General features: G+C 53.0%; 25 protein-coding genes and 1 tRNA gene. 14 read left to right on the top strand and 12 right to left on the bottom strand.

Annotated features, from left to right (window positions below; translation table 11 throughout):
• Positions 1-31: 31 nt before the first annotated feature.
• Both yicI and ACRDD5_RS20755 read right to left on the bottom strand, forming a co-directional pair.
• On the bottom strand, positions 32-2,350 hold the full coding sequence (gene yicI, locus ACRDD5_RS20760; RefSeq protein WP_438677864.1) for an alpha-xylosidase: 2,319 nt from the start codon (positions 2,348-2,350) through the stop codon (positions 32-34).
• A 12-nt stretch (positions 2,351-2,362) separates the two neighbouring features.
• A complete protein-coding gene (locus ACRDD5_RS20755; RefSeq protein WP_438677863.1) occupies positions 2,363-3,757 on the bottom strand; it encodes a glycoside-pentoside-hexuronide family transporter in 1,395 nt (464 codons plus the stop codon).
• 285 nt (positions 3,758-4,042) lie between these two features.
• Between ACRDD5_RS20755 and ACRDD5_RS20750 the strand changes: the two genes are divergently transcribed.
• From ACRDD5_RS20750 to ACRDD5_RS20740, 3 genes are all read left to right on the top strand, one after another.
• A tRNA-Sec gene (locus ACRDD5_RS20750) sits at positions 4,043-4,137 on the top strand.
• A gap of 89 nt (positions 4,138-4,226) precedes the next feature.
• Entirely contained in the window at positions 4,227-5,498 is a 1,272-nt protein-coding gene (locus ACRDD5_RS20745) for an AAA family ATPase (RefSeq protein ID WP_438677862.1), read from the top strand.
• 7 nt (positions 5,499-5,505) lie between these two features.
• Complete coding sequence (locus tag ACRDD5_RS20740; RefSeq protein WP_438677861.1) at positions 5,506-6,381, top strand: DUF4435 domain-containing protein; 876 nt, start codon at positions 5,506-5,508, stop codon at positions 6,379-6,381.
• Here the strand turns inward: ACRDD5_RS20740 and ACRDD5_RS20735 are convergent.
• Positions 6,378-6,569 carry a toxin-antitoxin system HicB family antitoxin gene (locus ACRDD5_RS20735; protein ID WP_438677860.1) on the bottom strand — a complete coding sequence of 64 codons (192 nt, stop codon included), beginning with the start codon at positions 6,567-6,569 and terminating at the stop codon, positions 6,378-6,380. The genes ACRDD5_RS20740 and ACRDD5_RS20735 overlap by 4 nt on opposite strands.
• A gap of 125 nt (positions 6,570-6,694) precedes the next feature.
• Here ACRDD5_RS20735 and ACRDD5_RS20730 point away from each other — a divergent pair, with 125 nt between their 5' ends.
• Complete coding sequence (locus ACRDD5_RS20730) at positions 6,695-6,982, top strand: SymE family type I addiction module toxin (protein WP_438677859.1); 288 nt, start codon at positions 6,695-6,697, stop codon at positions 6,980-6,982.
• Between the two features lie 242 nt (positions 6,983-7,224).
• On the opposite strand, the gene ACRDD5_RS20725 is transcribed toward ACRDD5_RS20730, so the two are convergent.
• Together ACRDD5_RS20725 and ACRDD5_RS20720 are read right to left on the bottom strand one after the other, a co-directional pair.
• Positions 7,225-7,410 (bottom strand): hypothetical protein, encoded by a 186-nt coding sequence (locus ACRDD5_RS20725; RefSeq protein WP_438677858.1) that lies wholly within the window; start codon positions 7,408-7,410, stop codon positions 7,225-7,227.
• Positions 7,410-8,102 (bottom strand): hypothetical protein, encoded by a 693-nt coding sequence (locus ACRDD5_RS20720; protein ID WP_438677857.1) that lies wholly within the window; start codon positions 8,100-8,102, stop codon positions 7,410-7,412. The genes ACRDD5_RS20725 and ACRDD5_RS20720 overlap by 1 nt, the downstream gene beginning before the upstream one ends.
• Before the next feature lie 525 nt (positions 8,103-8,627).
• On the opposite strand from ACRDD5_RS20720, the gene ACRDD5_RS20715 reads away from it, so the two are divergent.
• The 4 genes from ACRDD5_RS20715 (at position 8,628) to ACRDD5_RS20700 (ending at position 14,094) form a co-directional block, all read left to right on the top strand.
• Complete coding sequence (locus ACRDD5_RS20715; protein WP_438677856.1) at positions 8,628-9,107, top strand: Hcp family type VI secretion system effector; 480 nt, start codon at positions 8,628-8,630, stop codon at positions 9,105-9,107.
• 191 nt (positions 9,108-9,298) lie between these two features.
• On the top strand, positions 9,299-10,660 hold the full coding sequence (locus ACRDD5_RS20710; protein ID WP_438677855.1) for an MFS transporter: 1,362 nt from the start codon (positions 9,299-9,301) through the stop codon (positions 10,658-10,660).
• Between the two features lie 16 nt (positions 10,661-10,676).
• The gene (locus tag ACRDD5_RS20705; RefSeq protein ID WP_438677854.1) at positions 10,677-13,031 is read left to right on the top strand and encodes a beta-glucosidase; all 2,355 of its coding nucleotides are present in this window, start codon (positions 10,677-10,679) and stop codon (positions 13,029-13,031) included.
• A gap of 67 nt (positions 13,032-13,098) precedes the next feature.
• The gene (locus ACRDD5_RS20700) at positions 13,099-14,094 is read left to right on the top strand and encodes an AraC family transcriptional regulator (RefSeq protein WP_438677853.1); all 996 of its coding nucleotides are present in this window, start codon (positions 13,099-13,101) and stop codon (positions 14,092-14,094) included.
• A 113-nt stretch (positions 14,095-14,207) separates the two neighbouring features.
• On the opposite strand, the gene ACRDD5_RS20695 is transcribed toward ACRDD5_RS20700, so the two are convergent.
• The 3 genes from ACRDD5_RS20695 to ACRDD5_RS20685 all read right to left on the bottom strand — a co-directional run bounded on the left by ACRDD5_RS20695 (position 14,208) and on the right by ACRDD5_RS20685 (position 16,714).
• Entirely contained in the window at positions 14,208-15,125 is a 918-nt protein-coding gene (locus tag ACRDD5_RS20695) for a WYL domain-containing protein (RefSeq protein ID WP_438677852.1), read from the bottom strand.
• 280 nt (positions 15,126-15,405) lie between these two features.
• Positions 15,406-15,696: a putative quinol monooxygenase gene (locus ACRDD5_RS20690; protein ID WP_271283097.1), complete on the bottom strand. Its 291-nt coding sequence runs from the start codon at positions 15,694-15,696 to the stop codon at positions 15,406-15,408.
• A 16-nt stretch (positions 15,697-15,712) separates the two neighbouring features.
• Positions 15,713-16,714, bottom strand: coding sequence for a zinc-binding alcohol dehydrogenase family protein (locus tag ACRDD5_RS20685; protein ID WP_438677851.1), 1,002 nt, complete (start codon positions 16,712-16,714; stop codon positions 15,713-15,715).
• 111 nt (positions 16,715-16,825) lie between these two features.
• Between ACRDD5_RS20685 and ACRDD5_RS20680 the strand changes: the two genes are divergently transcribed.
• From ACRDD5_RS20680 to ACRDD5_RS20670, 3 genes are all read left to right on the top strand, one after another.
• Positions 16,826-17,731, top strand: coding sequence for a LysR family transcriptional regulator (locus ACRDD5_RS20680; RefSeq protein ID WP_438677850.1), 906 nt, complete (start codon positions 16,826-16,828; stop codon positions 17,729-17,731).
• 101 nt (positions 17,732-17,832) lie between these two features.
• Entirely contained in the window at positions 17,833-18,183 is a 351-nt protein-coding gene (locus ACRDD5_RS20675; RefSeq protein ID WP_438677849.1) for a type II toxin-antitoxin system RelE/ParE family toxin, read from the top strand.
• Positions 18,180-18,479, top strand: a complete 300-nt coding sequence (locus ACRDD5_RS20670) for a helix-turn-helix domain-containing protein (protein WP_271283002.1) — start codon at positions 18,180-18,182, stop codon at positions 18,477-18,479. Before ACRDD5_RS20675 ends, ACRDD5_RS20670 begins: the two co-directional genes overlap by 4 nt.
• A 37-nt stretch (positions 18,480-18,516) precedes the next feature.
• Here the strand turns inward: ACRDD5_RS20670 and ACRDD5_RS20665 are convergent, their stop codons facing one another.
• Both ACRDD5_RS20665 and ACRDD5_RS20660 read right to left on the bottom strand, forming a co-directional pair.
• The gene (locus tag ACRDD5_RS20665) at positions 18,517-19,518 is read right to left on the bottom strand and encodes a class I SAM-dependent methyltransferase (RefSeq protein ID WP_438677848.1); all 1,002 of its coding nucleotides are present in this window, start codon (positions 19,516-19,518) and stop codon (positions 18,517-18,519) included.
• Positions 19,519-19,593: 75 nt separating this feature from the next.
• Positions 19,594-20,118 carry a lipocalin family protein gene (locus ACRDD5_RS20660; protein ID WP_438677847.1) on the bottom strand — a complete coding sequence of 175 codons (525 nt, stop codon included), beginning with the start codon at positions 20,116-20,118 and terminating at the stop codon, positions 19,594-19,596.
• Between the two features lie 117 nt (positions 20,119-20,235).
• Here ACRDD5_RS20660 and ACRDD5_RS20655 point away from each other — a divergent pair, with 117 nt between their 5' ends.
• From ACRDD5_RS20655 to ACRDD5_RS20645, 3 genes are all read left to right on the top strand, one after another.
• Positions 20,236-20,961: a MerR family transcriptional regulator gene (locus ACRDD5_RS20655; protein WP_438677846.1), complete on the top strand. Its 726-nt coding sequence runs from the start codon at positions 20,236-20,238 to the stop codon at positions 20,959-20,961.
• 99 nt (positions 20,962-21,060) lie between these two features.
• Positions 21,061-21,471, top strand: a complete 411-nt coding sequence (uraH, locus tag ACRDD5_RS20650; RefSeq protein WP_438677845.1) for a hydroxyisourate hydrolase — start codon at positions 21,061-21,063, stop codon at positions 21,469-21,471.
• Between the two features lie 102 nt (positions 21,472-21,573).
• Positions 21,574-22,533 carry a YbgA family protein gene (locus ACRDD5_RS20645; RefSeq protein ID WP_438677844.1) on the top strand — a complete coding sequence of 320 codons (960 nt, stop codon included), beginning with the start codon at positions 21,574-21,576 and terminating at the stop codon, positions 22,531-22,533.
• 184 nt (positions 22,534-22,717) lie between these two features.
• Here the strand turns inward: ACRDD5_RS20645 and ACRDD5_RS20640 are convergent, their stop codons facing one another.
• Both ACRDD5_RS20640 and ACRDD5_RS20635 read right to left on the bottom strand, forming a co-directional pair.
• Positions 22,718-23,671: a GlxA family transcriptional regulator gene (locus ACRDD5_RS20640; RefSeq protein ID WP_438677843.1), complete on the bottom strand. Its 954-nt coding sequence runs from the start codon at positions 23,669-23,671 to the stop codon at positions 22,718-22,720.
• Between the two features lie 26 nt (positions 23,672-23,697).
• Entirely contained in the window at positions 23,698-24,477 is a 780-nt protein-coding gene (locus ACRDD5_RS20635; protein ID WP_438677842.1) for an MBL fold metallo-hydrolase, read from the bottom strand.
• Positions 24,478-24,536: the final 59 nt, after the last annotated feature.

Genomic DNA, 24,536 nt, shown 5'->3' with positions numbered 1-24,536 from the left:
CCCTGTGTGGAGAGGGTTAGGGTGAGGGGACTCAGAGGTGAATCAGCACCTCATTCCCTTCAGCTTTCACCACCACGCCCCACTCGCTACCCACGTGTGACGCACCTTTAACGCCGCTAATCTGCTGCACATTACGTAAACAGACGGACCAGCCCCGCGCCTCGCCGCTCCCCTTCAGGGTCAGGGTGTTGCCCGTGCGCGTTGCGGTCAGGGCAAACGCCACGGCACCGTTCAACTCAGGCACTTCACTTACCGCTGTCGCGCCATCGTCGAGGTTAAACAGCTGGAAGGCTGTCCCCTTGTTCCAGGCGTAGTCCGGCTTCTGGTCATTGTTGCCCAGCGCCAGCAGGGTGTTGTCGCGCACGTACACCGGCAGGCTCTGGAAGTCGTGCTGCTGTTTATGCCAGCGGCTGCCCGGGATTTGATCGTTTTGCCACAGGTGCGTCCAGCGCCCTTCCGGCAGATAAAAGTGCACGTCACCCGCCTCGCTGAACACCGGCGCAACCAGCACCGAATCACCGAGCATATACTGGCGGTCGAGATAGTCGCACGCCGGATCGTCCGGGAACTCGAGCATCATCGCCCGCAGCATCGGGGTGCCGTGCTCCCGGGCCAGCGCCGCCTGACGATACAGGTACGGCATCATCCGGCATTTAAGCTGCGTGAAGTGGCGCACCACATCGCAGGACTCGTCGTCGTACGCCCAGGGTACCCGGTAGGATTTGCTCCCGTGCAGGCGGCTGTGGCTGGAGAGCAGTCCGAACGCGCACCAGCGTTTATAGACATCTGCCGGAGCGGTATTTTCGAACCCGCCGATATCGTGGCTCCAGAAACCAAACCCGGAGAGCCCAATCGACAGCCCGCCGCGCAGGCTTTCGGCCATCGATTCGTAGTTGGCGTAACAGTCGCCACCCCAGTGCACCGGAAACTGTTGCGCCCCCACCGAGGCCGAACGGGCAAACAGAACCGCCTCTTCCTCGCCGACGGTCTCTTTCAGCACGTTCCACACCAGCTCGTTATAGATGTAGGCATAGTGGTTGTGCATTTTCTGCGGATCGCTGCCGTCATGCCACACCACGTCCGTCGGGATGCGCTCGCCGAAGTCGGTCTTGAAGCAATCGACGCCGATATCCACCAACCCTTTCAGCTTGTCGGCATACCATGCACAGGCTTCCGGATTGGTGAAGTCGTAGATCGCCAGCCCGGGCTGCCATTTATCCCACTGCCACAGCGAGCCATCCGGACGTTTCAGCAGATAACCCTTCTCTTTCAGCTCTTTGAAGATCGGTGATTTTTGCCCGATGTACGGGTTGATCCACACGCAGACCTTCAGCCCTTTCGATTTAAGGCGGCGGATCATCCCTTCCGGATCCGGGAAGGTCACCGGGTCCCATTCAAAATCGCACCACTGGAAGGCCTTCATCCAGAAGCAGTCGAAGTGGAAGACGTGCAGCGGCAGGTCGCGCTCGGCCATGCCGTCGATAAAGCTGTTGACCGTCGCTTCATCGTAATTGGTGGTAAACGAGGTGGTAAGCCACAGGCCGAATGACCACGCCGGTGGCAGCGCCGGACGCCCGGTAAATTGCGTATAGCGGTTGAGCACCTCTTTCGGCGTTGGGCCGTCGATGACGAAATATTCCAGATACTCGCCTTCGACGCTGAACTGCACCTTGGAGACTTTCTCGGAGCCGATTTCGAACGAGACGTTTTCCGGGTGGTTCACCAGCACGCCGTAGCCGCGGTTGGTGAGGTAGAACGGGATATTTTTGTAGGACTGTTCGGTGCTGGTGCCGCCGTCGCGGTTCCAGGTTTCGACCGTCTGACCGTTGCGCACCAGGGCGGTAAAGCGCTCGCCCAGGCCATAGACCGTTTCGCCCACGCCCAGATCCAGCCGCTCGAACATATAGTTGCGATCGCTGTTGCCGTCCTGCACGTAGCCGTTGTTTTTCAGCTGGCTGCCAGTGATGCGCTGGCCACCCCTGAGGAAATCCAGCGCCCAGAACTCGCCCTTAGCAACGCGAACGCTGACGTTGCCGCTTTTCAGTTCGGCAAATTCGGCGTTGTTTTCAATCTGCACCTTCACATCTTTCAGGACATTAAGTGGATAATGCGGGCCGTTATCCACCCCACCCTGGAAGTGCTCGATACGCACCCCGACAATCCCTTCCTGCGGCGCAAACAGGCGCACCGTGAACATTAAGGTGTCCAGCTGCCCGGCGCGCTCGCGCACGTCGCGTGGTGCCACATACACCACCAGGTCGTTACCCTGCTGTTCCACCTCGAATACCTGAACCGGCGAAATCACATTCATACCCGGTTGAATAAGCCAGTTTCCATCACTGATTTTCATGCTTTCGTCCTCTTAGTTCTGTAATTCTTTGCTGACCGGCAGCGTGTTGAAATCCTGCTGATTACGGCGCGCGCCCTGCGCCAGATCGTCCATGATTTTGAGCAGGAACGGCGTTTTCAGGCTGTAGTAGCGTTTGGCGATAATCGCGCTCAGCACGTAGCACGCGGCTGGCACCAGCGTAAACAGGGCAATGATGATGCTGATGGTGGCGCTGTTCTGGGTTTTGGCTGCGGCATCGTACCCGCCGCCTGCCAGCATCCAGCCAATGAGTGCCCCGCCTATCGCCAGACCCAGCTTGAGCACGAACAGCGTGCCCGCGAAGCTGATGCCGGTCAGGCGTTTGCCGTTGGTCCATTCGCCGTAGTCGACGGTATCGGACATCATCACCCACTGGATCGGCGTCACCAGCTGGTGCAGGACGCCAATCACAAAGATAAAGCCGAACATGGTGATGCTGGCCTGCATCGGGACGAAGAACATCGCCACGCTCGCCACCGCCAGCAGGGCATTGGTCCACCAGAAGACGCTGACTTTGCACTTCCAGTCGGTGAGCGGTTTGGCCAGCGCCGAGCCAATCAGGTTGCCGACGCAGTAGGTGGTGAGGAAGGCGACGAACAGCTCCGGCGAGCCGAGGATCCAGGTGACGTAATACATCATCGCGCCACCGCGCACGCAAACTGCGAGAATATTAAGGATGGTGAGCAGCCCGACGATGCGCCACTGGTCGTTTTGCCAGATATCGCGCAGATCTTCGCGCATGCTGGTGGTGCTCGGCGGCACCTGGATGCGCTCTTTGGTGGTGAAGAAGCAGAACGCCAGCATCAGGAACGCCACCACCGACAGCACCGCGATGCCGCCCTGGAAGCCAAACGCTTTATCGTCGCCGCCAATCAGATTCACCAGCGGCATCATCAGCACCGTCGAGAGCATGCCGCCCGCGGTCGCCAGCACAAAGCGCCAGGATTGCAGGGAGATGCGCTGCGTCGGGTCGTTGGTGATCACCCCGCCCAGCGCGCAGTACGGGATATTGACCACGGTATACAGCAGGGTCAGCAGGGTGTAGGTGACGGCGGCGTAGATCATTTTGCCGTTCAGGCTGAGGTCTGGCGTGGTGTAGGCCAGCACGCAGACCAGGCCGAACGGGATCGCCCCAAACAAAATCCACGGCCGGAACTTACCCCAGCGGCTGCGGGTCCGGTCGGCCAGTAGGCCCATGCACGGGTCGGAGATAGCATCCAGCGCACGCGCCAGCAGGAACATGGTGCCGACAAACCCGGCGGGAATGCCGAAGATATCGGTGTAAAAAAACATCATGTACAACATAACGTTATCGAAAATGATGTGACTGGCAGCGTCACCCATGCCGTAACCAATTTTCTCTTTGACGGATAAGACTTCACTTTTCATTGCTGTTCCTGCGCCCGAAATGGGCTCTGAGACCGGTTACAGGTTTTGTAAACGATCCCCTTCCCGTCAGGTATTCCGTTTTCTGGTTACGTTTTTACGATTCTTGTTTTTTGTGATCGCGGTAAAACTGCTGACACCAAAAATGTAACATGAGGATTTCGTTGATATTTATCGTCGAAAGGTAAGGCAGGTCAAAAAAGGGGAAGAAATAAGTGAGCGAAAGATTGGGGTAAATGATTGAAAGTAGATATAATGCGCCCCGCCTCCATGTAGCAATCGAGGCGCGGAAGATCGTCATCTCCGGTGAGGTGGCTGGACTTCAAATCCAGTTGGGGCCGCCAGCGGTCCTGGGCAGGTTCGACTCCTGTGATCTTCCGCCAAAATTTCAACAGTTTTGCTTTATTTCCCTTGCCGCCATCCATTTAATATTTGTACGCTGTCAAATTAATTTCAATCGAGATGAGTACTCATGAAACTTAAAAGGATTTCAGTTACTAATTTGTTTGGGCTTTTAAATTATGAAATTGACTTTACTAAGTCAGATACAATAATTATAACAGGGCCGAATGGATACGGAAAAACAATGTTATTGAAAATAATTGATAACATTTTCAACAAAAACATCCCGTTTTTTTTGCAACTAAATTTTTCCATTATAAAATTTGATTTCTACAACTCGTCATTAACTCTTGATAAACATAAAAGCAAAAAAATACATGCCACTGCTGTAGATTTAATCTCTGGCAAGAAAGAGCACAAGGTATTTCAACAACCTAAAAATAACAAAGAACAACTAGGTCTTTTTGATGAAATTTATGATGAACTTTTTCCAACAGAACATGCGAGTAAAAGTTATGTTCTTTCTCACTACTTAGAGCAAAAAAGATTTAAGATAGAAAACAACACAACTAATAAAACACTTATATCTAAATACGAACACGACTCTTATTTATCGAATTTTATACCTAGCGCTAATATTACATTTATCAAGGCTCAGCGACTGGAACATAATAAGGATGCTAAATCAGCAATTGAAGAGCAGGCTGGATTTTTATTAAATCTTATCAAAAAAGCAACCGAACAGTCTGCGCAGATTAGCCAAAGACTCGACTCAACTTTTCCGACTCGCTTATTTGATAGCATAAATGAAGGTGCGTCAACATCTTCAATTACTGATCGTTTAATAGGAATACAACGCAAGCGTGAGTCTTATATGAAGTTCGGATTAATTAAATCTGAACAAACTATTGCTCCAGAAAGGTTCGGGGATACTAAGTTAGGAAAAGAATATTCAACAGTTTTAAACTTATATATTTCAGATGCATTAGAAAAACTTTCTCCATACGATGATCTTTTCGAGAAAATAAACTTATTCGTAAAACTATTAAACGAGAAGATGCTAGCATTCAAAGAAATAAAAATCAGTGATGAACATGGATTTTATTTTGAAGGAAGCGCAGGGGATGAAATTTCTTTATGTGATTTATCTTCTGGTGAACAGAACCAAATAGTTATTTATTTTGACCTTATTTTTAAAACTAATAGAAATGCCATAATAATGATTGATGAACCTGAAATATCATTACATGTTGCATGGCAAAAAGAATTCTTAGAATCGATCTCAAGGATACAGAAACTTAATGAATTTTCCAAGATAATAATCGCAACTCATTCCCCGCAAATAGTTAATAACAACTGGGATATTACTTATGATTTATTCGAAAATAATAAAAATAAGTGAGCGGTAAATGGAAAGTTTACGTAATAATCTCACAGTCTCTGATTGGATATCTGAAATGAATTTATTATTTCGGACTCCACAGTATAATGAGAAAATATTTTTCACCCTTGAAGGTGATAGCGACATACGGTTTTTAAACACACACTTCCAAAATGATAAAATTCATTTTGACTCTCCGCGAAGTGGCAAGCCAGAGGTTATTAATGCTGTAAATACTTTGAGATCACAAGGAAAGTCAACCGTATATGGATTATGTGATGCCGATTTTGATATTTTAGAAGGTCGAACATACGATAATATTCATTTTACTGATTGTCATGATTTAGAAATGATGCTTATTGAAGGAGGTTCTTTCGATAAATTTATTTCTGAGTTTATTAAAACTGAAACCTTAAGACAATTCACTTTAGAATATATAAAGACAACCTTAAAAGATTCACTCATAAATGTTTGTTACAGCATTGGTTTGTTAAAATGGTTGAATCATAAATTAGAATTAAATCTGATGTTTAAAGGAATGTCTTATAATGAATTTATTAGAATAGATGGTTTTAATGTTTCAATAGAAGTAGACAGGTATATCTCACACATTTTTTCAAGAAGCCCTCGCAAATTAGAGTCATGTAGTTTAGAGTTCGTAAGCATTGAACTCGATAAACTTCAAATGCTAAATGCACCATATAAATATGTATGTAATGGACATGACTTTACATATGTGCTTATGATGGCATTTAGAGAAGAGTATTCTCGAGAGCGCAATATAACACAAGAAAGAGTAGAGTCTCATTTACGAATGGGCTATCCTAAAGAATCTTTTGAACAAAGCGGTATTTATAATCACTTGTCGAATGTTTTATTAACACATTCAGCAAACGACAATTAGGCTTTCGGTTTAATTCCTCGTGTAATTAATGCCTCCCTCGCCAGTTCCTTCAACCAACTGGCGAGACTCACCCCTTCTTCCGCAGCCACCGCATCCAACTGCTCCTTCAATGCCGGATCAATACGCATTTTAAACTGCGGAGATTGCCCGCCGCCTTTAGGTTTTTTTTCGCGCGCTATGATTGACATGGGGCCACCTATCCATTTAATCTGAACTCTTATAGGAGGCCACCTAAACCTCCTGTACTAGCAACGCTCCATTGTGCTCGAACACATCGGAGCGTCTAACCTCACCAACTATCAAGGAGTTGATTATGGCTGATTCGCATTCTACCCCAGACATTGCCACTACCGGAACAGAGCGGACATTAATTGTGGGATATCGCCCGCACGGTTTGGATCGCAGTACGCCAAACCTGATCCTTTCCGGCAAGTGGCTACGTGCCGCAGGGTTTGATACCGGGGATAAAGTCACGGTAAAAGTGATGGATGGTTGCATCGTGGTGATGGCGCATAACCCGCATGAGAAAACGTTGCTCAACGAATTAAAGCAGGCGCAGCAGAAGCTGAAAGGTATTGAAGGGGCGCTTGGCGTCGCGTAACCAGATGGTCATTGATTGTTACTCGGCAACCTGTAAGCCTTACTTACAGGTTCGGTAGACATTCAGTTGTTCGGTTTTACCGAACAACTCCTCACCCCAGTCTCAGCAACGAGCAGTTACATGGGGTTGCTTAAAAGTCCTGTTCTGCCTGCTACCACAGCCTGTTGGAGAATCTAAGCTACGTCATGGGGCGTATGCTTGGTGCGTGCCCTAACAGGGCATGACCATGCGAACAGATACTGTTATTTCCGAAAAAAAACAAAAGCCATAGTTAACACGATAAACGCTGCTATTGATTTTAAGGCCAAATCGCGCGGCAGATAGTGAGCGGCTAAAACAGCAAAGAGCATCATTACCAAAAAAGGGATCCAGGCCCAAAAGGCAAAAGAGATCTGCTTTTTAAGCCATTGCATGAGCGTTTTCTTCATTATTTCATCATCCGTGCTATCGAATCAGCGATTTCTGAATCTGATGCAGTAAAAGGATTTACGTATCTGCTATTTGAAAATAATGGCTCAACTAAGAAATACATCATCTCTAATTTACGGATGTAAAGGGCGTGATAATAAACTGGGTTTGATATTTTTAAATTATCTGCGCTAACCGATGCCTGCTGTACTAAGCCATATGCTTTCAACGGCAACATAGCCAGGTTAGCCACTTGCCCGATTCGGGATTGCACATGCGAACTTACCTTAACATGGATACAAATAGCCGCTGTCACCGACAACGCAAACGCATAGCCTGTTAAGAAAGATGACGATATTGCTACCCCAGACCTCAACAGAAGCCGTTGAATGTTTCTGATGCTCTCGTCTGATTTTCCTGCTAACAACATATCAATATAGATAGAAATCATTGTATAAATTAAGTTCCTGTCTTTGACTAACTGAAAGATCCCGTCGAGAAAACGAATATCTTCCTCTTTTAATTTTGAACACACATCCTGATAGTTGTCGGTAAAGCATGAAGCGTAATAGCTCAGGCGAGTAGCGCCATTTCTAATTTGACGACCAGTTTCCAGCGTCTGGTTTTTAACACCAGCTAGCGCTTCTTCAATTTTCAGCGCCAGTATATTCTCGGCTTGTAGTTTACTGATAATTTCATCACTATAGAACATGGTAGATTCCTTTCAATACGCATCATTTCAGAACTTTAAACTTATCTAGTTCATCGCAATTCCATTTTTATCTTTGTGATAACAATCAAAGTATGAGGAAAATATCTTCTCCACGGCATTAACCTGTTACCACAACCGTTATCGCTATATTTATAAATTCTTAAAAACACGCCAATACCTTTGATCACTACAATAACTGTGAGAATCATCACGGCATAGCTTGATTATATGTTTAAAGGTTTATGACATTAACATCCTCAACCTGATAGAAAGAAGGTAAGCGATCGCTTAAGAAGGTAATTTAATTATGGTAGTGTTTTTTAAAAGATGGTTTAAAGAACAATTATTTTTCTGCCTGCGTGGAGGCATCCCACTACTCATAGTCATTATCTTTTCTCTACTGGCCGTTTCATATTTACCTGAAAAAATTGCTATAAAAGCCATTGGCATATTCATCATCGTTGTCGGCATTGCCATTTTATACGTTAAAAAAAGTAATTTAATAAATTCTAAAAGGATATTATTATGTCTAATCCCGCTCACTTATGGCTTACAGATGAAAATGGTTCACCCATTATTGGCCCGTCATTACTGCCCGCTCGCCTGGGTTCTTTTGAGATTCGTAACGTAAATCATACCGTCTGGGTGCCCGAAAGCCCCAATACGGGCCGGCTTACAGGTACCCGAGTTCATCGCCCTCTCAATATTCATAAAGAATTCGATAGTGCAACGCCCATTTTATATCGCGCCATGTGTGAGGGCAGAACGTTTAAATCAGCAACGTTAAAAATGTATAAGACTTTGGATCAAGGTATGGAAAGCGAATACTTCAATATTATTATGGAGAATGTAAGAATCGCTTCAATTTCACCTTTACTTCATCCGGCTGGGATCACTAACACCCACCTTGAAGATATCCAGTTAAGATACGAGAAAATAACCTGGAAATACTGCGAGGGGAATATAATGTATAAAGATGAGTGGAATAACCGGGCGACGTACTAGCTTAAACATCATCGTCTGACGGGGGATCGTATCTGGCAGGCCTCACTGCCCCGACCTGTGACCCCCCTCACAACTCCACCTTAAACTCCGCACCACGCAAAAAATCGGAACTCTATAAACAAAGGCTGGCAAGCCGCCCGTAAGCGCCCCGGTATACTCAGCACGACACCAATCAGAATGAGTACGCCACAATGAAAACGACAGCAATCGCTTCTGACAGTTACGTAAAAGTCAGCGTTCGGGAAAAGATCGGCTACGGGTTTGGCGATCTGGCCTCCAACCTGTCGTTTGGCTTTGTCTCGCTGTTCCTGCTCTTCTTCTACACCAATATTTATGGCATCAGCGCCGTGCAGGCGAGCCTGATCTTCGTGATTGCCCGCGTGCTGGATGCGCTGTTCAATATCTGCATCGGCTACGTCATTGATAAAACCAATACCCGCTACGGCAAGCTGCGCCCTTACTTATTGTTTGGCGCCGTTCCGCTGGGGATCCTCACAATCCTGTGCTTCAGCACTCTGGGCGAAGAGTTTAAGTTCTATTACGCGCTTATCTCCTACACCCTTTACTGTCTGGCCTATACGGCGGTTAACACGCCCTATTCCGCGATGACCAACACCCTGACGCAGCATGAAGGCTCCCGCGCCTCGCTGTCGGTGTACCGCATTGTGCTGGCGATTGTCGGGTACCTGATTGTCTCGACCACCGCCGACCTGTTGATTTCACAGTTTACCGACAAGAAGATGGGCTACGTGTTTGCCGTCAGCTGCTTCAGCCTGTTAGCCACCTTCTTCTTCCTTGCTTGCTTTGGCATGACCAAAGAACGCGTTAAAACCCAGCCGGATCAAAAAGCCCCGACGCTGAAAGAGATGGTCGCGGCGGTGTCCGGCAACCTGCCGTTGATCAACCTCTCGGCGTTCACGGTGTTCTTTTACATCGCCTACACGGTGTGGATGGCCATCGCGATTTACTTCATCAAATACACGCTCGGCGATGAAGGCTTCACAACAACGTTCTTTTTGATTCAGTCGGCAGCGTATGTGGCGGGCACCATCGTGTCTGAAAAACTGATCGGCCTGATGGGCAAAAAGTGGATGGTGCAGTTCGCATTGCTGATCGGCATCCTCGGCATGCTGTTCCAGTATTTCCTTGCGGGCAGCAACGGCACCCTGATCATGACCGGCGTGTGCCTGTTCAGCATCACCCTGGGGATGGGTTTTGTGGCGATGTGGTCGATGATTGCCGACACCGTGGAATACGCCGAATGGAAACAGGGCGTGCGCGCCGAAGGCGCTATCTACGGCTTCTTTAACTTCATCACCAAAATCGCGATGGCCATTGGCGGTGGCTGCGCCGGGTTGATGCTCGACTATTTTGACTACTCCTCCGAGCATCTCAGCGCCAGCGCGCTCAACGGCATCAACCTGATGATGACCCTGTTCCCGGCTCTGATGTTTGCCCTGAGTATGGTGTTCGTCTTCTTCTACACCCTGGATGAAAACACCTACCGCAACATCATCAAAGACATTCAATTGCGCAAAGTTAATGCGCAGTAACACCGCAGGGGAAAATATGAAAACTGACTTTCACTCTATTATTGCGGCCATGAGCGCCGAAGACAAAGTTGCCCTGCTCAGCGGAAGCGGCCTGTGGCGCACCGCCAGCCTGCCGCAGCACGGCATCGAAGACATTGTGATGACCGATGGCACCTACGGCGTGCGCTACAGCACAAGCCAGATTGAACAGGGTGAAAGCTGGAACATTACCGATTTTCTCGACGTGATTGCGCAAAGCGCGGGTGACGTTGAGCACGAAGACCATAAAGGTGGCTCCGAAGCGCTGTTCACCAAATCCAAACCGGCGACCTGCTTCCCGAACGGCTCCACCCTGGCGTGCAGCTGGGATATCTCGCTGGTGTATCAGATGGGTGCTGCGCTGGCGCAGGAGTGTCAGGAGATGGGCGTCGGCATCCTGCTCGGGCCGGGGATCAATATTCGTCGCACGCCGCTGGCCGGACGCGGGTATGAATATTATTCCGAAGATCCGGTGGTGAGCGGCGATATTGCCGCGGCGTTGATCAACGGCCTGCAGGACAACGGCGTGGGTGCCAGCCTGAAGCACTTTGCCGCCAATAACTCCGAATACCGTCGCACCGAAATGGACTCGGTGATTGAAGAGCGCGCCCTGCGGGAGATCTATCTCGCGGGCTTTAAACGCGCGATTGAGAAATCGAATCCGTGGACCGTGATGTCCTCCTACAACCGTCTCAATGGCGTGCAGACCTCGCAGGACAGCTGGCTGCTGACCGATGTGTTGCGTAATGAATGGCAGTACGACGGCCTGGTGATGTCCGACTGGTACGGGATCAAAGACCGCCCGGCTTCACTGCTGGCGGGCAACGATCTGGCGATGCCCGAGACCCAGCTCGACAAGAAAGATCTGCTGGCGGCCATCAACCGGGGCGAGATCCCCGCCGAGGTCCTCGACACCGCCTGCCTGCGGATGCTGACCCTGATCGACAAAGTCCAGCGCCACCGCAAGCCGGGCAGCAAAGCGGATTACCGTCAGCATCATCAGCTGGCGCAGCGTCTGGCCGCCGAATCCATCGTGCTGCTGAAAAATGAAGACGCCATCCTGCCGCTGCAAAAAGGCAAACAGCGCACCCTCGCAATACTGGGCAAGCCTGCCCAGGAGCCGGTGATCCAGGGATCGGGTTGTGCGACCACGGTGCCGTATATGCTCGACCGTCCGCTGGACGAGATTTTTGAAGTGGCCGGGAGCGACTTCAACGTTGAGTACGCGGTCGGAACGCCGGAGGATAACGCCAGCGACCCGCAGGCACTGGCGCAGGCCGTTGAAGTGGCGAAAAACGCCGACGTGGCGATTGTGTTTGTCAGCACCGCCATTGGTGAAGACGGTGAAAATGGCGATCGCCAGGATTTAAATATTTTGCCCGCGCACGAGGCGCTGATCCGCGCCGTCGCGCAACAACAGCCGAACCTGATCGTGGTGCTCGCCAACAGCGATGCGGTGGTCATGCCGTGGCTGTCCGACTGCAAAGCGCTGCTGGAAACCCACTTTGGCGGACAAGGTATGGGCCGTGCCGTGGCCGATATTCTGTTCGGACGCGCCAACCCGTGCGGCAAACTGACGGTCACCGTTCCGAATACGCTCGAAGAGACCCCGGCCTGGCTTAACTATCCCGGCGAGAACCTGCGCCACCACTACAGCGAAGGGCTGTACGTGGGGTATCGCTACTACGATCGCCGTCGCCTTACCCCGCTGTTCCCGTTTGGTTTTGGTCTGAGCTATACCACTTTCGACTACAGCGGGTTGACAACCTCGGTGAGCGAGCTGGAAGAAGGTAAGTCATTAACCGTCAGCGTTGACGTCACCAACAGCGGCAAAATGGCAGGTAAAGAGGTGGTGCAGCTGTATCTTTCAGCTCCGGCTGGCGAGCTGGCGCGGGAAGAAAAAGCCCTGAAAGCCTTTGCTAAAGTGCATCTCGACGCAGGCGAAACCCAGACCGTCACCCTGGAACTGAACTGGCAGGACTTTGCCTGTTACCACCCTGGCATTGGCGGCTGGATTGTCGATTCCGGGGAGTATCAGCTGCATATTGCCCGCTCTTCGCGCGATATGACGTTAAGCACTGCGATCGCCGTGCGGGCAACGCCGCGTTACGCGCCGCTGAAAATTGATAATTCGCTGACCCAGCTTATCGGCAACCCGCCCGCTTTTGCGCGCGTGGTGACGCTGGTCGCCAGCAAAAATGGCCTGCCTGAGCAGCAGGTCAGAGAAAAATTATGTGCGATTGCGCCCGATCTGGTCTTCGGTCTGTTTATCTCTTTAACGGAATTCCTGACTATTGATATCACGCGTCAGGAGCTGGCGAACGCCCTTGCCGGGCCTGCCGCACAGCAGTAAAGCCGGAACGCCCTCTTGCTTCGGCAGGAGGGAAACGCCCCGCCTTCATTTGACGGAGAGTTAGCCGATGTTTCCATTTTCTGTCACCCAGCAGCCCAGGGTTATCTCGCAGCAGCAGGCGGCGACAACCATCCATGAAGGCAGCGGCTACGAACTGATCTCCTTTGATGCGGAGAAGCTGAATGTGTTTGCCGCCGAGGTGTACTACTGCGAACCACACTGGCACTCGGCGCCGGAACTGATCTGCATCCTGTCCGGGGAATTTTCTGTCACCCTCGGCCATAGCACCTCAGTGGTCGTTGAGGGCGGCATGCTGTATATCAACCCGGATGAGATCCACTCTCTTGAAGCCCGCGCGCCAAACAGCCAGTTGTTGACCATTCAGTTTGCACCGAACCTGTTTGATGAGACCCACCCGGCCCCGCTGATGGAGTACGCCTCCCTGATCCATCATCAGGAACGGGACGCAGACAAACAGCTCAGAAAGAGCGTGATTGCGCTGGTCGAGCATCTGGTGCGCTCGCAATCGTCATTTGATCGCATCTCGCTGGTTTATCAGCTGTTAGGCACCCTTGCCGCCACAGGCAACAGCCAGGATGACCGCCAGCAGGTGACCATCAGAAAAAAAGACCAGCAGCTGGTGAAATACGGCATCGAGTTCATTAATCAGCATTTTGATGATGAGCTGACGTTAACGACCATTGCCGATAATGCCGGGGTCAGCTATCACCACTTTTCACGCACCTTTAAGAAGATCAGCGGCTACAACTTCAAAGAGTATCTGACCATGATCCGCATTAATAAGGCCAAGCGGCTGCTGAAAGATACCCATATTCCGATCACCGATATCAGCTACACCTGCGGGTTTAGCTGCCATAAACAGCTGATTTTCGCCTTCAACAAATACTGCCGCATGACGCCGACGGCTTTTCGTAAGAGCTATATCACGGCGATCAATTCCGCCGATGAGCTGCAGGTGATGACGGACTCGCGGTTTCTGCCGCTGGGGGAAGAGGTTATTGAGCGGCTAAGGGGTTTTATGTCGCCGTGCCAGGCCGGGTAAGGCGCAGCCGCCACCCGGCGTTGGTATTTTTCCCCTCACCCTACCCTCTCCCAAAGGAGAGGGAATAGAATGTGCGGCTATTAACCGCGCTTGTATTAACACATCGGCTTCAGTCAGCTCTCGCAGATGATCTCATCAAGATTCATCTCATTCGCTTTCGCCGTGCGCGACACAAAATCGTGGGCAAAATCCTCTTTCAGCGAAGCGGGTTCGAGAATGCGAATATCGGGGAGCCAGTAGCGCAGCCAGCGGAAGAGCGTGTTTTTATCGTTATGGGTCGTGGCGAGCGTCAGGCTGCCATCCGGATGCGTTTGCACAATGCGCTGGCCGGGGAAGAGCGGTCGGCGGGTAACATACTGTGCGGCGTGCGCTGAAACCCAGAGGGTGGCGTCGATATGTGCGCCAAAGTGGATCCCCGACGTGGTGTTCAGCTCATTAAGAACGGTGTCATCAGCACAGAAGTGGGCACCGGACGGGTTAAAGTTAGCAATTCGCGCCAGCTCAAACGCCTTCAGCCGCCCGGCTTCAACCCCCGCCAGATACCACAAGCCATAATGGTTTATCAGACGATACGGCTGCACAACGCGCGATTTACCGCGATACGAGAAGGTAACGGTCTTCAACGCGCTAATGGCGCGATCGAGATTATCCATCAGGTCACTGAGCAGGCGATTTTCCCGACTGCTGGCTCCCCGAATCGTCAGGTTATCGGCGCTTTTCATCCGCTTACGTAGCGATCGTCCATCGCTATGCGGAAACAGCTGGGACACACCGGTAAAAGTGGCAAATTCGGCAAGGTGTCCGACATGCAAATTAGGCAGCAGGTGCTGGCTGAGCTTGTATCGCCCCGCAGACACCTCTTCCAGCAGATGGGAAAGCCGGGCTAAATCGCGATAGGCCGTACGCTCGGTAATGTCGAACCGTTCGCAGAGCCAGTTTTTATCGATAACGTTTCCCTGATAGAGGGCGCCAAACGTTTCACATAATCTTTCGATAAGAAGAGAATGTTTGCTGGCAGCGCTTTCTTTCATCGTGTCCTGGATCCCTCAGTGCAGAATGCATTCACCATCAGAAGCAGACTTAAAAACCTGCTTTGCATTCGGGTTTAAACCATGATTTCAGTAAGTATTAACGGCATAAGCACCGGAAACTTAAGTCAAAATTTGGCGATTCAGATGTCGGAAGGTAATGCAGTACACTGTCAGGTGGTGGCGGGAAAGATGAGCGGAGAAGTGAAAAAGACGAAGGATAAGGCTGTGTGAGAATGGCAGGTGTGCCCTGCCATGCGTGTATTGTGACGATCTTATGCCATCAAGGCTCAACCGGCGTCAGATAATCCAGACGCAGCGGCTCCGCCAGCAGGTCATCCATTTGCAGGATAAAGTCCTGAAAATGCGGCAGGGCAATGTGTGCCTCCAGCCCTTCCTGACCGCGCCAGGACTCCCGGACATAAAAACAGTCCGGCGTATCGCGCAGCTGAAAAAGCTGATACTCCACGTTGCCGGGCTCCTGTCGGGTGGGCAGCAACAGCGCCTGTAGGGCTGTTTTCAGCGCATGCGTCTTCCCCGGTTTGGCTTTCAGTACCGCAATAAGGGAGATGATTTCAGCGGAGTCCATCTCAGAACCCTTCCAGCACAATCTTGCCGACCGCTCGCCCGGTTTCGAGCTGCGCGTGGGCTTTCTGCAGGTTAGCCGCGGTGATCGCGCCATAGTGCTCACCCAGTGTAGTGGTGATGATTTTATCATCAATCAGCCCGGCAACACGCGTCAGCAGCTGGTGCTGGGCAATCATGTCGCGGGTTTCAAACATCGAGCGGGTGAACATAAACTCCCAGTGCAGTGAGATGCTTTTCGCCTTCAGCGGGCGGGCATCCAGCGTCTGCGGATCGTCAATCAGCGCCAGTTTACCCTGCGGTGCCAGCGCCTTGACGATCTCAGCGTAATGGCTCTCGGTGCTGTTGAGGCTGGCGACGTGGGTCACCTCGTTAATGCCGATGGCAGCCAGTTCTTCCGACAGCGGCTTGCTGTGGTCAATGACATGATGTGCGCCCGCTTCCCGGACCCACTGCTGGCTTTCAGGGCGCGACGCCGTGCCCACCACTGTCATTTTCGTCAGCTTACGCGCCAGCTGCACCAGAATCGAACCGACACCGCCCGCAGCACCGACGATCAGCAGCGTATCGCCTTCGTTACCCTGCTCCTGAATGCCCAGACGGTCGAACAGCATTTCCCATGCGGTGATTGCCGTTAACGGCATCGCCGCCGCAGAGGCGTTATCCAGCGTTTTTGGCTTCAGCGCCACAATGCGCTCATCCACCAGCTGGAACTCGCTGTTGCTGCCCGGACGGCCTAATGCCCCGGCGTACCAGACTTCATCCCCTGGCGCGAACAGCGTTACCGCCTCGCCCACCGCCGCGACAACACCGACCGCGTCCCAGCCCAGAATACGCGGCGTCTCACCCTGAAAACCGGCCCGGACTTTGGTGTCCACCGGGTTAACGGAAATCGCTTTCACGTCGATCAGCAGATCGTGACCTGTCGCCACGGGCTGCGGTAATTCAATATCCTGCAGGAAGTCGATGTTTTGCGGGGCAGAACGGGTAATGGCAATGGCTTTCATACTCTCTCCGGCGTTAATTCGTTGTGGGTAGCGCAATAATTTGATGGTAAACGGCGGCCGTCGCAGGAAAAATAGCCTCGCGGCGATAAGACTTATACTCGGGAGATTAAAATGTTTCGGCTTGAGGATCTGGTGCTGTTTGTTCGGGTATCTGCCCTGAGCAGCTTTAGCGATGCGGCAAGAGAGGCGGGTGTGCAGCCCGCGCAGGTGAGCGCAGCGATCAAACGGCTGGAGTCGAGCCTGGCAATCCGGCTATTTGCCCGCTCGACGCGCAGCCTGCGGCTAACGCCCGAGGGCGAGGCCTGGTTGCCCTACGCGCGACAGATGCTTGATGCGATGCACGCCGGGATGCAAAAAATTCACACCCCGGATGAAGAGATCTCGGGTACCCTGCAAATCGCCGTACCGTCGGATTTAGGCCGCAACTTACTGCTGCCCGTCTTTCAGTCGTTTGGGGAGCGCTATCCGGCGTTACGCCTGCGGATTTTTTTCTCCGATCAGGTGGCCGATGTCTTTAAAGACCCGGTGGATATCGCCTTTCGCTACGGCACGCCAGAGGATGCGTCGTATATCTCCCTCCCCATCGCGCCCGCCAACCGCCGGGTGCTGGTCGCCTCTCCCGAGTGGGTCGCCCGCCATGGTGACGTCCAACACCCGGATGCGTTAAGCAACCTCAACGCCCTGACGTTTGTCCTGCGCGGGCGGGTTCACGATCGCTGGACATTTTTCCGTCACGATGAGGTCTTAAACGTGAACGTCAGCGGCACAATGATGAGCGATGATGCCGAGGTGATCCGCCGCCTGGCGGTCTCCGGAGCGGGCGTGGCGTATAAATCCTGGCTGGATGTCGCAGAAGATGTCCGCGCCGGTCGGCTGCAGGTGTTAATGACGGAGTATGAGGGCGAGAAAGTGCCGCTGAATATGATCTGTCCGCACCGTAAACAGCTGTCTGCGGGGGTCAGGCTGCTCTATGAGGCGGTAAAAGCGTGCTGTGAAGGGCAATCGGTGCGGGTTTAGCGGGTTAATGGAGTCAGTATACATTCAGATGCCGTGTTGAATTAATAAGCTATAGCTTATACACTTCATGACATAAGCCACAGCTTATCAAGGACGACATTATGTGGACGGTACTCCTGGGAAACGTGTTTACAGAATGGCTGCATGAGCAGGAAGAAGGCCTGCAGGAAAAAGTGTTAGCGGATCTCGTGAATCTGCAAACTTATGGACCCAGCCTTTCTCGCCCATATGCAGATACAGTTAAAGGATCGCGACATAAGAATATGAAAGAATTACGCGTTCAATATTCTGGTCGTCCGGTTCGCGCATTCTTTGCTTTCGATCCCGTGCGTCAGGCCATTGTGCTTTGCGCAGGTGATAAGAGTAATGACAAAAAATTCTATCAACGACTTATCCGTATCGCAGATGATGAATTTTCGACTCATCTGGCAACCATGGAGGCAATAAAATGAAAAGCCTGAATGATGTGATTGCTTCCCGCTCACCGGAAAGCCAACAGCGCATCAAAGAACTGGCCGACGAAATGATTCTGGAAACGGGCCTGCAAATAATGCGCGAAGAGCTCAGACTGTCGCAAAAACAGGTTGCTGAAGTGATGGGGATTAGCCAGCCCGCCGTCACCCAGCTTGAGCAGCGTGGTAACGAGCTTAAAATCGCGACACTTAAACGCTATATAGAGGCAATGGGTGGGAAACTGAGCCTGGATGTTGAGCTTCCGACCGGAAAGCGCGTCGCGTTTCACATCTAGGACAGCGTTGATGAGGGTGAGCGTAGAAAACTCCCGCTCACCCCACCCGAATCTCCATCACCGCATAGACCCCATCTTTCGGCACTATCACCGTCACGTTTTCCACCGGGATACCCGCCGCGAGATGGATATCCTGCAGCTGCTGCAGCGTACGCGGGAAGATCGGCGTCCAGCCAATGCAGCGCAGGGCAAAATCAATTTGCGGGCTGCTGGTCAGCATGTTGGAGACCACAATCGCGCCGCCGGGCTTAATCAGCCGCAGAATGTGTTTCAGAAACGTCACCGCATCGGTGTCGTTGAAATATTCGAAAATCCCCAGCGCATCCACCAGCTCGACGTGGCCTTCGCCCAGCTCCTGCACCAGATCGTCGCTGCGGATCAGGGCGTGGATCAGATTGCGCTCCAGGACAGTTACCTGCTCCCCGATTGTCAGCCCTTCAGCGGCGGCCATTTTCTTCGCCCACTGCAGAGAGACAGGATCGTAATCCACCAGCGTCAGATGCACTTTTTGTCCGTCCAGATGCGCGTTGCGTAGCGCCTCCAGCACCGGGATCGCCGCCCCGCTGGCGAGGCTGACCCAGGCGTTGTCGATGTCATTTCGCAGATAGTTTTCTGCCAGCACGGCCAGCACCCGCGCGCGGGAGCGGATACCGATGGCATCGTTGGCGTGGATAAACCACTGGCGGCTGTTGGAGTCCATCCGGGTGCCGTCGGGGAGATGCTCATCCAGCGGATTCTGGATGGCGTACAGCGCCAGCGCCGTCGGTACCAGCCGGGTGCGCCAGGCGACGACCGCCGGACGGGTGGCAAAAGCCTCCTCAGACCAGCGGTGTTGACAGGTAATGGTCACTTCGCCGCTGGCGTCCTTTTTCACAATCGGCGGCTTCAGCTGCGGGTCGGCTTTTAACGCCTTATCAAAAGCATTTAGCTCGCGGGTCACTTCGTCTTTCATCGGCCAGCTGTCGCTGACATCCGGAAATGACGCGCTGTAAATGGTCATGGTGCGCGGCGCAGTACCGCGAAAAGGTTGCCAGTGCATATGTTCATCTCCCCTGTGCCCTCAGGGAAGTCTAGTCACTTCCCCGAAGAGGGCCCCAGGAAGAAAGCACGATCTTTACTGCTTCACCCAGACCAGTTCATCAACCTTGAAACCCAGGCCGCGCGCGGTATCGAGGTAATCTAGTTTCACCGCATCCGGAATGGTTGGCGTGCGCGACAAAATCCACAGATAGTCGCGGTTCGGGCCGCTGACCAGCGCGTACTGGTAGTCATCGTCCAGCTTGATGACGTTATACCCGCCATAGAACGGGCCGAAGAATGAGACCTTCAGCGCTGCGGTGGTCGGAGCGCCGGTGAAGGAGGCTTTACCCTCGCTCTCATTCCATTTGCGCTTCATCGGATCGTATCCCCGGTTGAGCACGCTGATCCCGCCGTCGCTGCGCTTACCGTAGGTGGCGGTCACTTGCTCCAGACCGCGCTCAAAGCGGTTTTCCAGACGGGCAACTTCGTACCACTTGCCCAGATAGCGGCTGGCATCAAAGCCCGTAATGGGCTGCACGCCTTTGGGCGGCGTGGGGGATTTACAGGCAACCAGGGTCAACGCAATGGCGACACCGGTCACAACAGGCCATAGTTTCATCAGAATTCCTTTCATTTGCGCGGTTGGAATTAAAGTGTAGTGCAGCGCGGTGGCGCTTCATCCCGCCGGGAAATATTCGTAGTATATTAAGATTATTCCTCCTCTTCGGGTGCAGGCATGGCTTACTCCATCGGCGAATTCGCCAGACTCAGCGGGATCACCGCCACTACCTTGCGGGCGTGGCAGCGTCGCTACGGTTTACTCAAGCCGCAGCGCACCGAGGGCGGCCATCGCCAGTACAGCGAAGAGGACGTCCAGCAGGCGCTGAAAATCCTCGACTGGGTGAAAAAAGGCGTGCCGCCAGGCCAGGTGAAGGCGCTGCTGGAACGTCCGGCACCGGGCCGCACCAACAACTGGCAAACCCTGCAGCAGAACATGCTGCAACGTCTGCAGGCGGGGAAAATCGATTCCCTGCGCCAGCTGATTTACGATGCGGGTCGCGAGTACCCGCGACCGGAGCTGGTCGCAAACGTCTTGCGCCCGCTGCGCAGCCAGGTGTCGGCCAACGTACCCGCCGCCATGACTCTGCGCGAGATCCTCGATGGCATCATCATCGCCTACACCTCGTTTTGCCTTGAGGGCGATAAAAAAGCGGCAGGCGACAACATCCTGCTCAGCGGTTGGCACCTGAACGATCCATGCGAAATCTGGCTCGAAGCCTTAATCCGCACCGGTCAGGGCCACCGTATTGATATCCTGCCCATTCCCCCTGCCACCCTGGCCCCGGAGATTTTCCCGGACCGTAAATGGCTGTTAGTCACCCGCGGTAAACTCACTGCCGCGCGCAAAAAGCAGGTTGAACAGTGGCAGCAGCAGCTTTCCCTTGAGGTGATTATCCTCTGATTATTTTCTCCTGCGGGAGTTGTCACAGAAAGTTGAATATTTTCCTGCGCCGGGAGTGCTAACGTTTTCCTGTCACTTACCACTCCACAGGAAAACATCATGAAAAAAACGCTACCTCTGCTGGCCCTTGCCTCACTGGCCTTTGCCCCTGCCGCCTTTAGCGCCCCCGCTGGCACCCTGAGCGTGCACATTCTTGACCAGCAAACCGGTACCCCGCCACCGGGCGTTACCGTCACGCTGGAGAAGCAGCAGCAGGATACGTGGACACCGCTTGCCAACGGCAAAACGGACCAGGATGGCCGGATTAAATCGCTCTATCCTGCCGATCAGGATATGCAGCCCGGCGTGTACAAAGTGACGTTCAAAACTGCGAATTACTTCCATGCGAACAAGCTGGAATCGTTCTTCCCGGAAATCCCGGTGCTGTTTACCGTCACCCGCACCAACGAAAAGCTGCACATTCCTCTTCTGCTCAGCCAGTACGGTTACTCGACCTACAAGGGCAGTTAAAAATCATTGATAAATATTAATAATAAAAAGTAGCCTCGGCAATACCTGGACAAAACAGACATGTTGTGTAAGTTTTAAGTATAACCTCTGGAGGTGTACACCATGACAACAAAACCTGTACTGGGTATTAGCGGATGCTTGACCGGGTCCGCCGTTCGCTTCGACGGCGGACATAAGCGGATGGGCTTTGTCATGGATGAACTGTCCCAGTGGGTCACCTTCCGACCGGTTTGTCCGGAAATGGCGATCGGTCTGCCGACCCCGCGCCCGGCGCTGCACCTCACGAAGATCGCCCCCGGCGAAATCAGCATGCGTTTTTGCCATGCCCCTTTTGATGACGTTACGCAAAAAATGGCGGATTTTGCTGCGGATTACCTGCCTAAAATCGGCGATCTTGCGGGTTTTATCGTCTGTGCCAAATCTCCCAGCTGCGGGATGGAGCGGGTGCGGCTGTACAATGAAAACGGGGATCGCGGGGCGAAAGAGGGCATCGGTTTGTTTACCGCCGCCCTGCTGGAGATGTATCCCTGGCTGCCGGTAGAAGAAGACGGTCGCCTGCACGACCCGGCGTTACGCGAGAGCTTTATCGAGCGCATTTTTGCTCTCTACGAGCTCAACACTCTGCGGGCAAACGGCTTAACCCGCCGCGCGCTGCTGGACTATCATAGCCGCTACAAGCTGCAGCTTCTGGCCCACGATCAGCCGGGCTATCGTGAGATCGGTCCGTTTGTCGCCCGCATGCACGAGTGGGACAGCCTTGAGGAATTTTTTGTCGCCTACCGGGCAAAGCTGATGGCGATCCTCAAACAGCCCGCCTCGCGCAAGAACCACACCAACGTACTGATGCACATCCAGGGCTATTTCCGCGAGCAGCTCAACACCCGTCGACGCACGGAGTTAAGCGAGGTGATCCTCAGCTACCGCAACGGGCTGCTGCCGCTCCTCGCCCCCATCACCCTGCTGAAGCACTATCTGGCGGAGTACCCGGATAAATATCTGCAGACGCAAAACTACTTCACCCCCTATCCCGACGCGCTGGGATTGCGGCTGGCGGTAGCCTGACCGTAAAAATGCGAAGGCCCCATTGACCTAAAGAGGCCCCAACCAGTACCCCTTTTAGACGACACCCTCACTGTCGTCTTTTTTTTGCACTTTGCTTATAACACTGTGATTCCGTACGGTTTTAAACCGTAAGGCTGGACACGCCGAGGATGGAGCGGCTGGGGTAATGCCGGGTGGATCCGACCTACAGTCGCGTGCGGAAGGTTTTCCGCCACTCCGCCGGGCTGACGCCAAAGCGCGCTTTAAACTGCTGCCTGTAGGTCACCGCAGAAAGAAACCCTACCTGCTCCGCCACCGTGTCGATCGGCAGCGTGCCTGCCTCGAGCAATAGCTGGCTGCGGCGCAGGCGTTCAGCAGTAAGCCACCCGGCGACGCTCATGCCGGTCGCTTTCATAAAGTGGCGGGTCAGCGTGCGGCGACTCATCGCGACTCTCTCCGCCAGTGCATCCAGACTCAGTGGCTGGGCGATATTGCGCTGGAGGTAATCGATCAGGCTGTTAATGCGTGCATCGCGGGTATTTTCAGGTACCGGCTGGGCGATGTACTGCGCCTGTCCGCCCTCGCGATGCGGTGGAACGATCATCCGTCGGGCAATCTGGTTCGCCACCGTGCTACCAAAACGTTGACGAATAATGTACAGACAGCAATCCAGCGCCGCCGCGGTACCTGCGGAAGTAATAATGCGGTCGTCATCGACGTACAGGGCATTGATATCCAGTGAGACCGCCGGGAACAACGACTGGAACTGTCGTTCAAACTCCCAGTGGGTCGCGGCCCGTTTACCGTCCAGAATACCCGCGTAACCCAGCACAAACGCCCCAAGACACAGCCCGACAATCTCCGCGCCGTGATTTCTCGCCTGCACCAGGCTGTCGAGCAGCGTCTGGGGCGGGCGATGGAGGACGTGCGCCCAGTAAGGTATCACCACAATATCTGCCCGCCCGATGGCGCTAAAATCGTCCGTCGCATTCAGGGCGAAACCGTCGCGGGAGGTCAGCATTCCCGGCGTTTCGGCGCAGATGCTCACATCAAAGCGCTTTTCGCCGCTGATGCTGTCACCGAACAAAATGCAGGGCACAGAGTAGTGAAAGGGGCTGAACCCGTCGACGGCGACAATCGCCACAGTTGTTAGCGTCACTCGGTTCTCCTCTGCCCGGATGCTGCTCAGACTATAACGCTTTCCCCATCCTGCGGAATGGTGACTGCATCGCCAATCAGGTTCGCATCAACATATTCCCGCAGCGCGCTACGCGTCAGCAGGCAGTGATTGATCGCCTCCATATGGACAGCGAGGATTCTGGCCTGCGGCAGCAGGTAGTGCACGTTCAGCACATCCTCCGCACCCATAATGATCGGCCCAAAGCCGATCACGTGCGCGTAGCCAGCATTCAATACCACCACGTCCGGCTGATGTAGCTCCAGGTCGGCGGCCACTTCCGGGCGCAAAATGGTGTCACCCGCAATCAGCAGCGTTTTCTCGTCAGGATGGCGAAATACCACGCCGCAGGCCTCGCCGAGGCGTTCTGCCAGCTCCGGCACGGCGTAGGCGCGGTCGGTGCCGTGCTGGCCTCCGTGGGTTTTGCTTAGCTGGATCCCGTCAAAATAGCTACTGTCGGTCAGTACCGTCAGATGGGTGAAACCCTGGCTCTGCAGCAGCTGTGCGTCATGCTCATGCTGCACGAAAATCGGTTTGTCTTTAGCCAGCAGCTCAATAGCGTACTGATCCCAGTGGTCGTCATGGGTGTGGGTCACGATCACCGCATCAACATCCAGCAGGGTGTCGACAGCAAAAGGCAGCTCAACCATCGGGTTGCGGATCTCAGCGCGGGCGGTGCCAGGAAAACCAGGATATGCATCCTTTGGTGCCAGCATTGGGTCAATCAAAAAGCGCTTACCTGCGTAGGTGATTAGCTGTGTGGCGTTACGAATGTGGGTGATGTTCATGGCGGTTCTCCGGTGTGTTATGCCGAAAGGATAGCCGGAGGAGAGGTATCAGGATGTGG

The sequence above is a fragment of the Silvania sp. genome (assembly GCF_051656365.1).
GTDB lineage: Bacteria > Pseudomonadota > Gammaproteobacteria > Enterobacterales > Enterobacteriaceae > Enterobacter > Enterobacter hatchlandensis.
Note: the sequence above shows the minus strand (reverse complement) of the source record. Positions and strands in the feature narration are given on the sequence as shown.

Coding starts and splice junctions, on each gene's coding strand:
- ACRDD5_RS20660 (WP_438677847.1), bottom strand. CDS start 20,118: ATGAAACTATGGCCTGTTGTGACCGGTGTCGCCATTGCGTTGACCCTG.
- ACRDD5_RS20745 (WP_438677862.1), top strand. CDS start 4,227: ATGAAACTTAAAAGGATTTCAGTTACTAATTTGTTTGGGCTTTTAAAT.
- ACRDD5_RS20645 (WP_438677844.1), top strand. CDS start 21,574: ATGACAACAAAACCTGTACTGGGTATTAGCGGATGCTTGACCGGGTCC.
- ACRDD5_RS20735 (WP_438677860.1), bottom strand. CDS start 6,569: ATGTCAATCATAGCGCGCGAAAAAAAACCTAAAGGCGGCGGGCAATCT.
- ACRDD5_RS20675 (WP_438677849.1), top strand. CDS start 17,833: ATGTGGACGGTACTCCTGGGAAACGTGTTTACAGAATGGCTGCATGAG.
- ACRDD5_RS20670 (WP_271283002.1), top strand. CDS start 18,180: ATGAAAAGCCTGAATGATGTGATTGCTTCCCGCTCACCGGAAAGCCAA.
- ACRDD5_RS20665 (WP_438677848.1), bottom strand. CDS start 19,518: ATGCACTGGCAACCTTTTCGCGGTACTGCGCCGCGCACCATGACCATT.
- ACRDD5_RS20700 (WP_438677853.1), top strand. CDS start 13,099: ATGTTTCCATTTTCTGTCACCCAGCAGCCCAGGGTTATCTCGCAGCAG.
- ACRDD5_RS20680 (WP_438677850.1), top strand. CDS start 16,826: ATGTTTCGGCTTGAGGATCTGGTGCTGTTTGTTCGGGTATCTGCCCTG.
- ACRDD5_RS20695 (WP_438677852.1), bottom strand. CDS start 15,125: ATGAAAGAAAGCGCTGCCAGCAAACATTCTCTTCTTATCGAAAGATTA.
- ACRDD5_RS20730 (WP_438677859.1), top strand. CDS start 6,695: ATGGCTGATTCGCATTCTACCCCAGACATTGCCACTACCGGAACAGAG.
- ACRDD5_RS20685 (WP_438677851.1), bottom strand. CDS start 16,714: ATGAAAGCCATTGCCATTACCCGTTCTGCCCCGCAAAACATCGACTTC.
- ACRDD5_RS20755 (WP_438677863.1), bottom strand. CDS start 3,757: ATGAAAAGTGAAGTCTTATCCGTCAAAGAGAAAATTGGTTACGGCATG.
- ACRDD5_RS20655 (WP_438677846.1), top strand. CDS start 20,236: ATGGCTTACTCCATCGGCGAATTCGCCAGACTCAGCGGGATCACCGCC.
- ACRDD5_RS20710 (WP_438677855.1), top strand. CDS start 9,299: ATGAAAACGACAGCAATCGCTTCTGACAGTTACGTAAAAGTCAGCGTT.
- ACRDD5_RS20715 (WP_438677856.1), top strand. CDS start 8,628: ATGTCTAATCCCGCTCACTTATGGCTTACAGATGAAAATGGTTCACCC.
- ACRDD5_RS20740 (WP_438677861.1), top strand. CDS start 5,506: ATGGAAAGTTTACGTAATAATCTCACAGTCTCTGATTGGATATCTGAA.
- ACRDD5_RS20720 (WP_438677857.1), bottom strand. CDS start 8,102: ATGTTCTATAGTGATGAAATTATCAGTAAACTACAAGCCGAGAATATA.
- yicI (WP_438677864.1), bottom strand. CDS start 2,350: ATGAAAATCAGTGATGGAAACTGGCTTATTCAACCGGGTATGAATGTG.
- uraH (WP_438677845.1), top strand. CDS start 21,061: ATGAAAAAAACGCTACCTCTGCTGGCCCTTGCCTCACTGGCCTTTGCC.
- ACRDD5_RS20725 (WP_438677858.1), bottom strand. CDS start 7,410: ATGAAGAAAACGCTCATGCAATGGCTTAAAAAGCAGATCTCTTTTGCC.
- ACRDD5_RS20705 (WP_438677854.1), top strand. CDS start 10,677: ATGAAAACTGACTTTCACTCTATTATTGCGGCCATGAGCGCCGAAGAC.
- ACRDD5_RS20635 (WP_438677842.1), bottom strand. CDS start 24,477: ATGAACATCACCCACATTCGTAACGCCACACAGCTAATCACCTACGCA.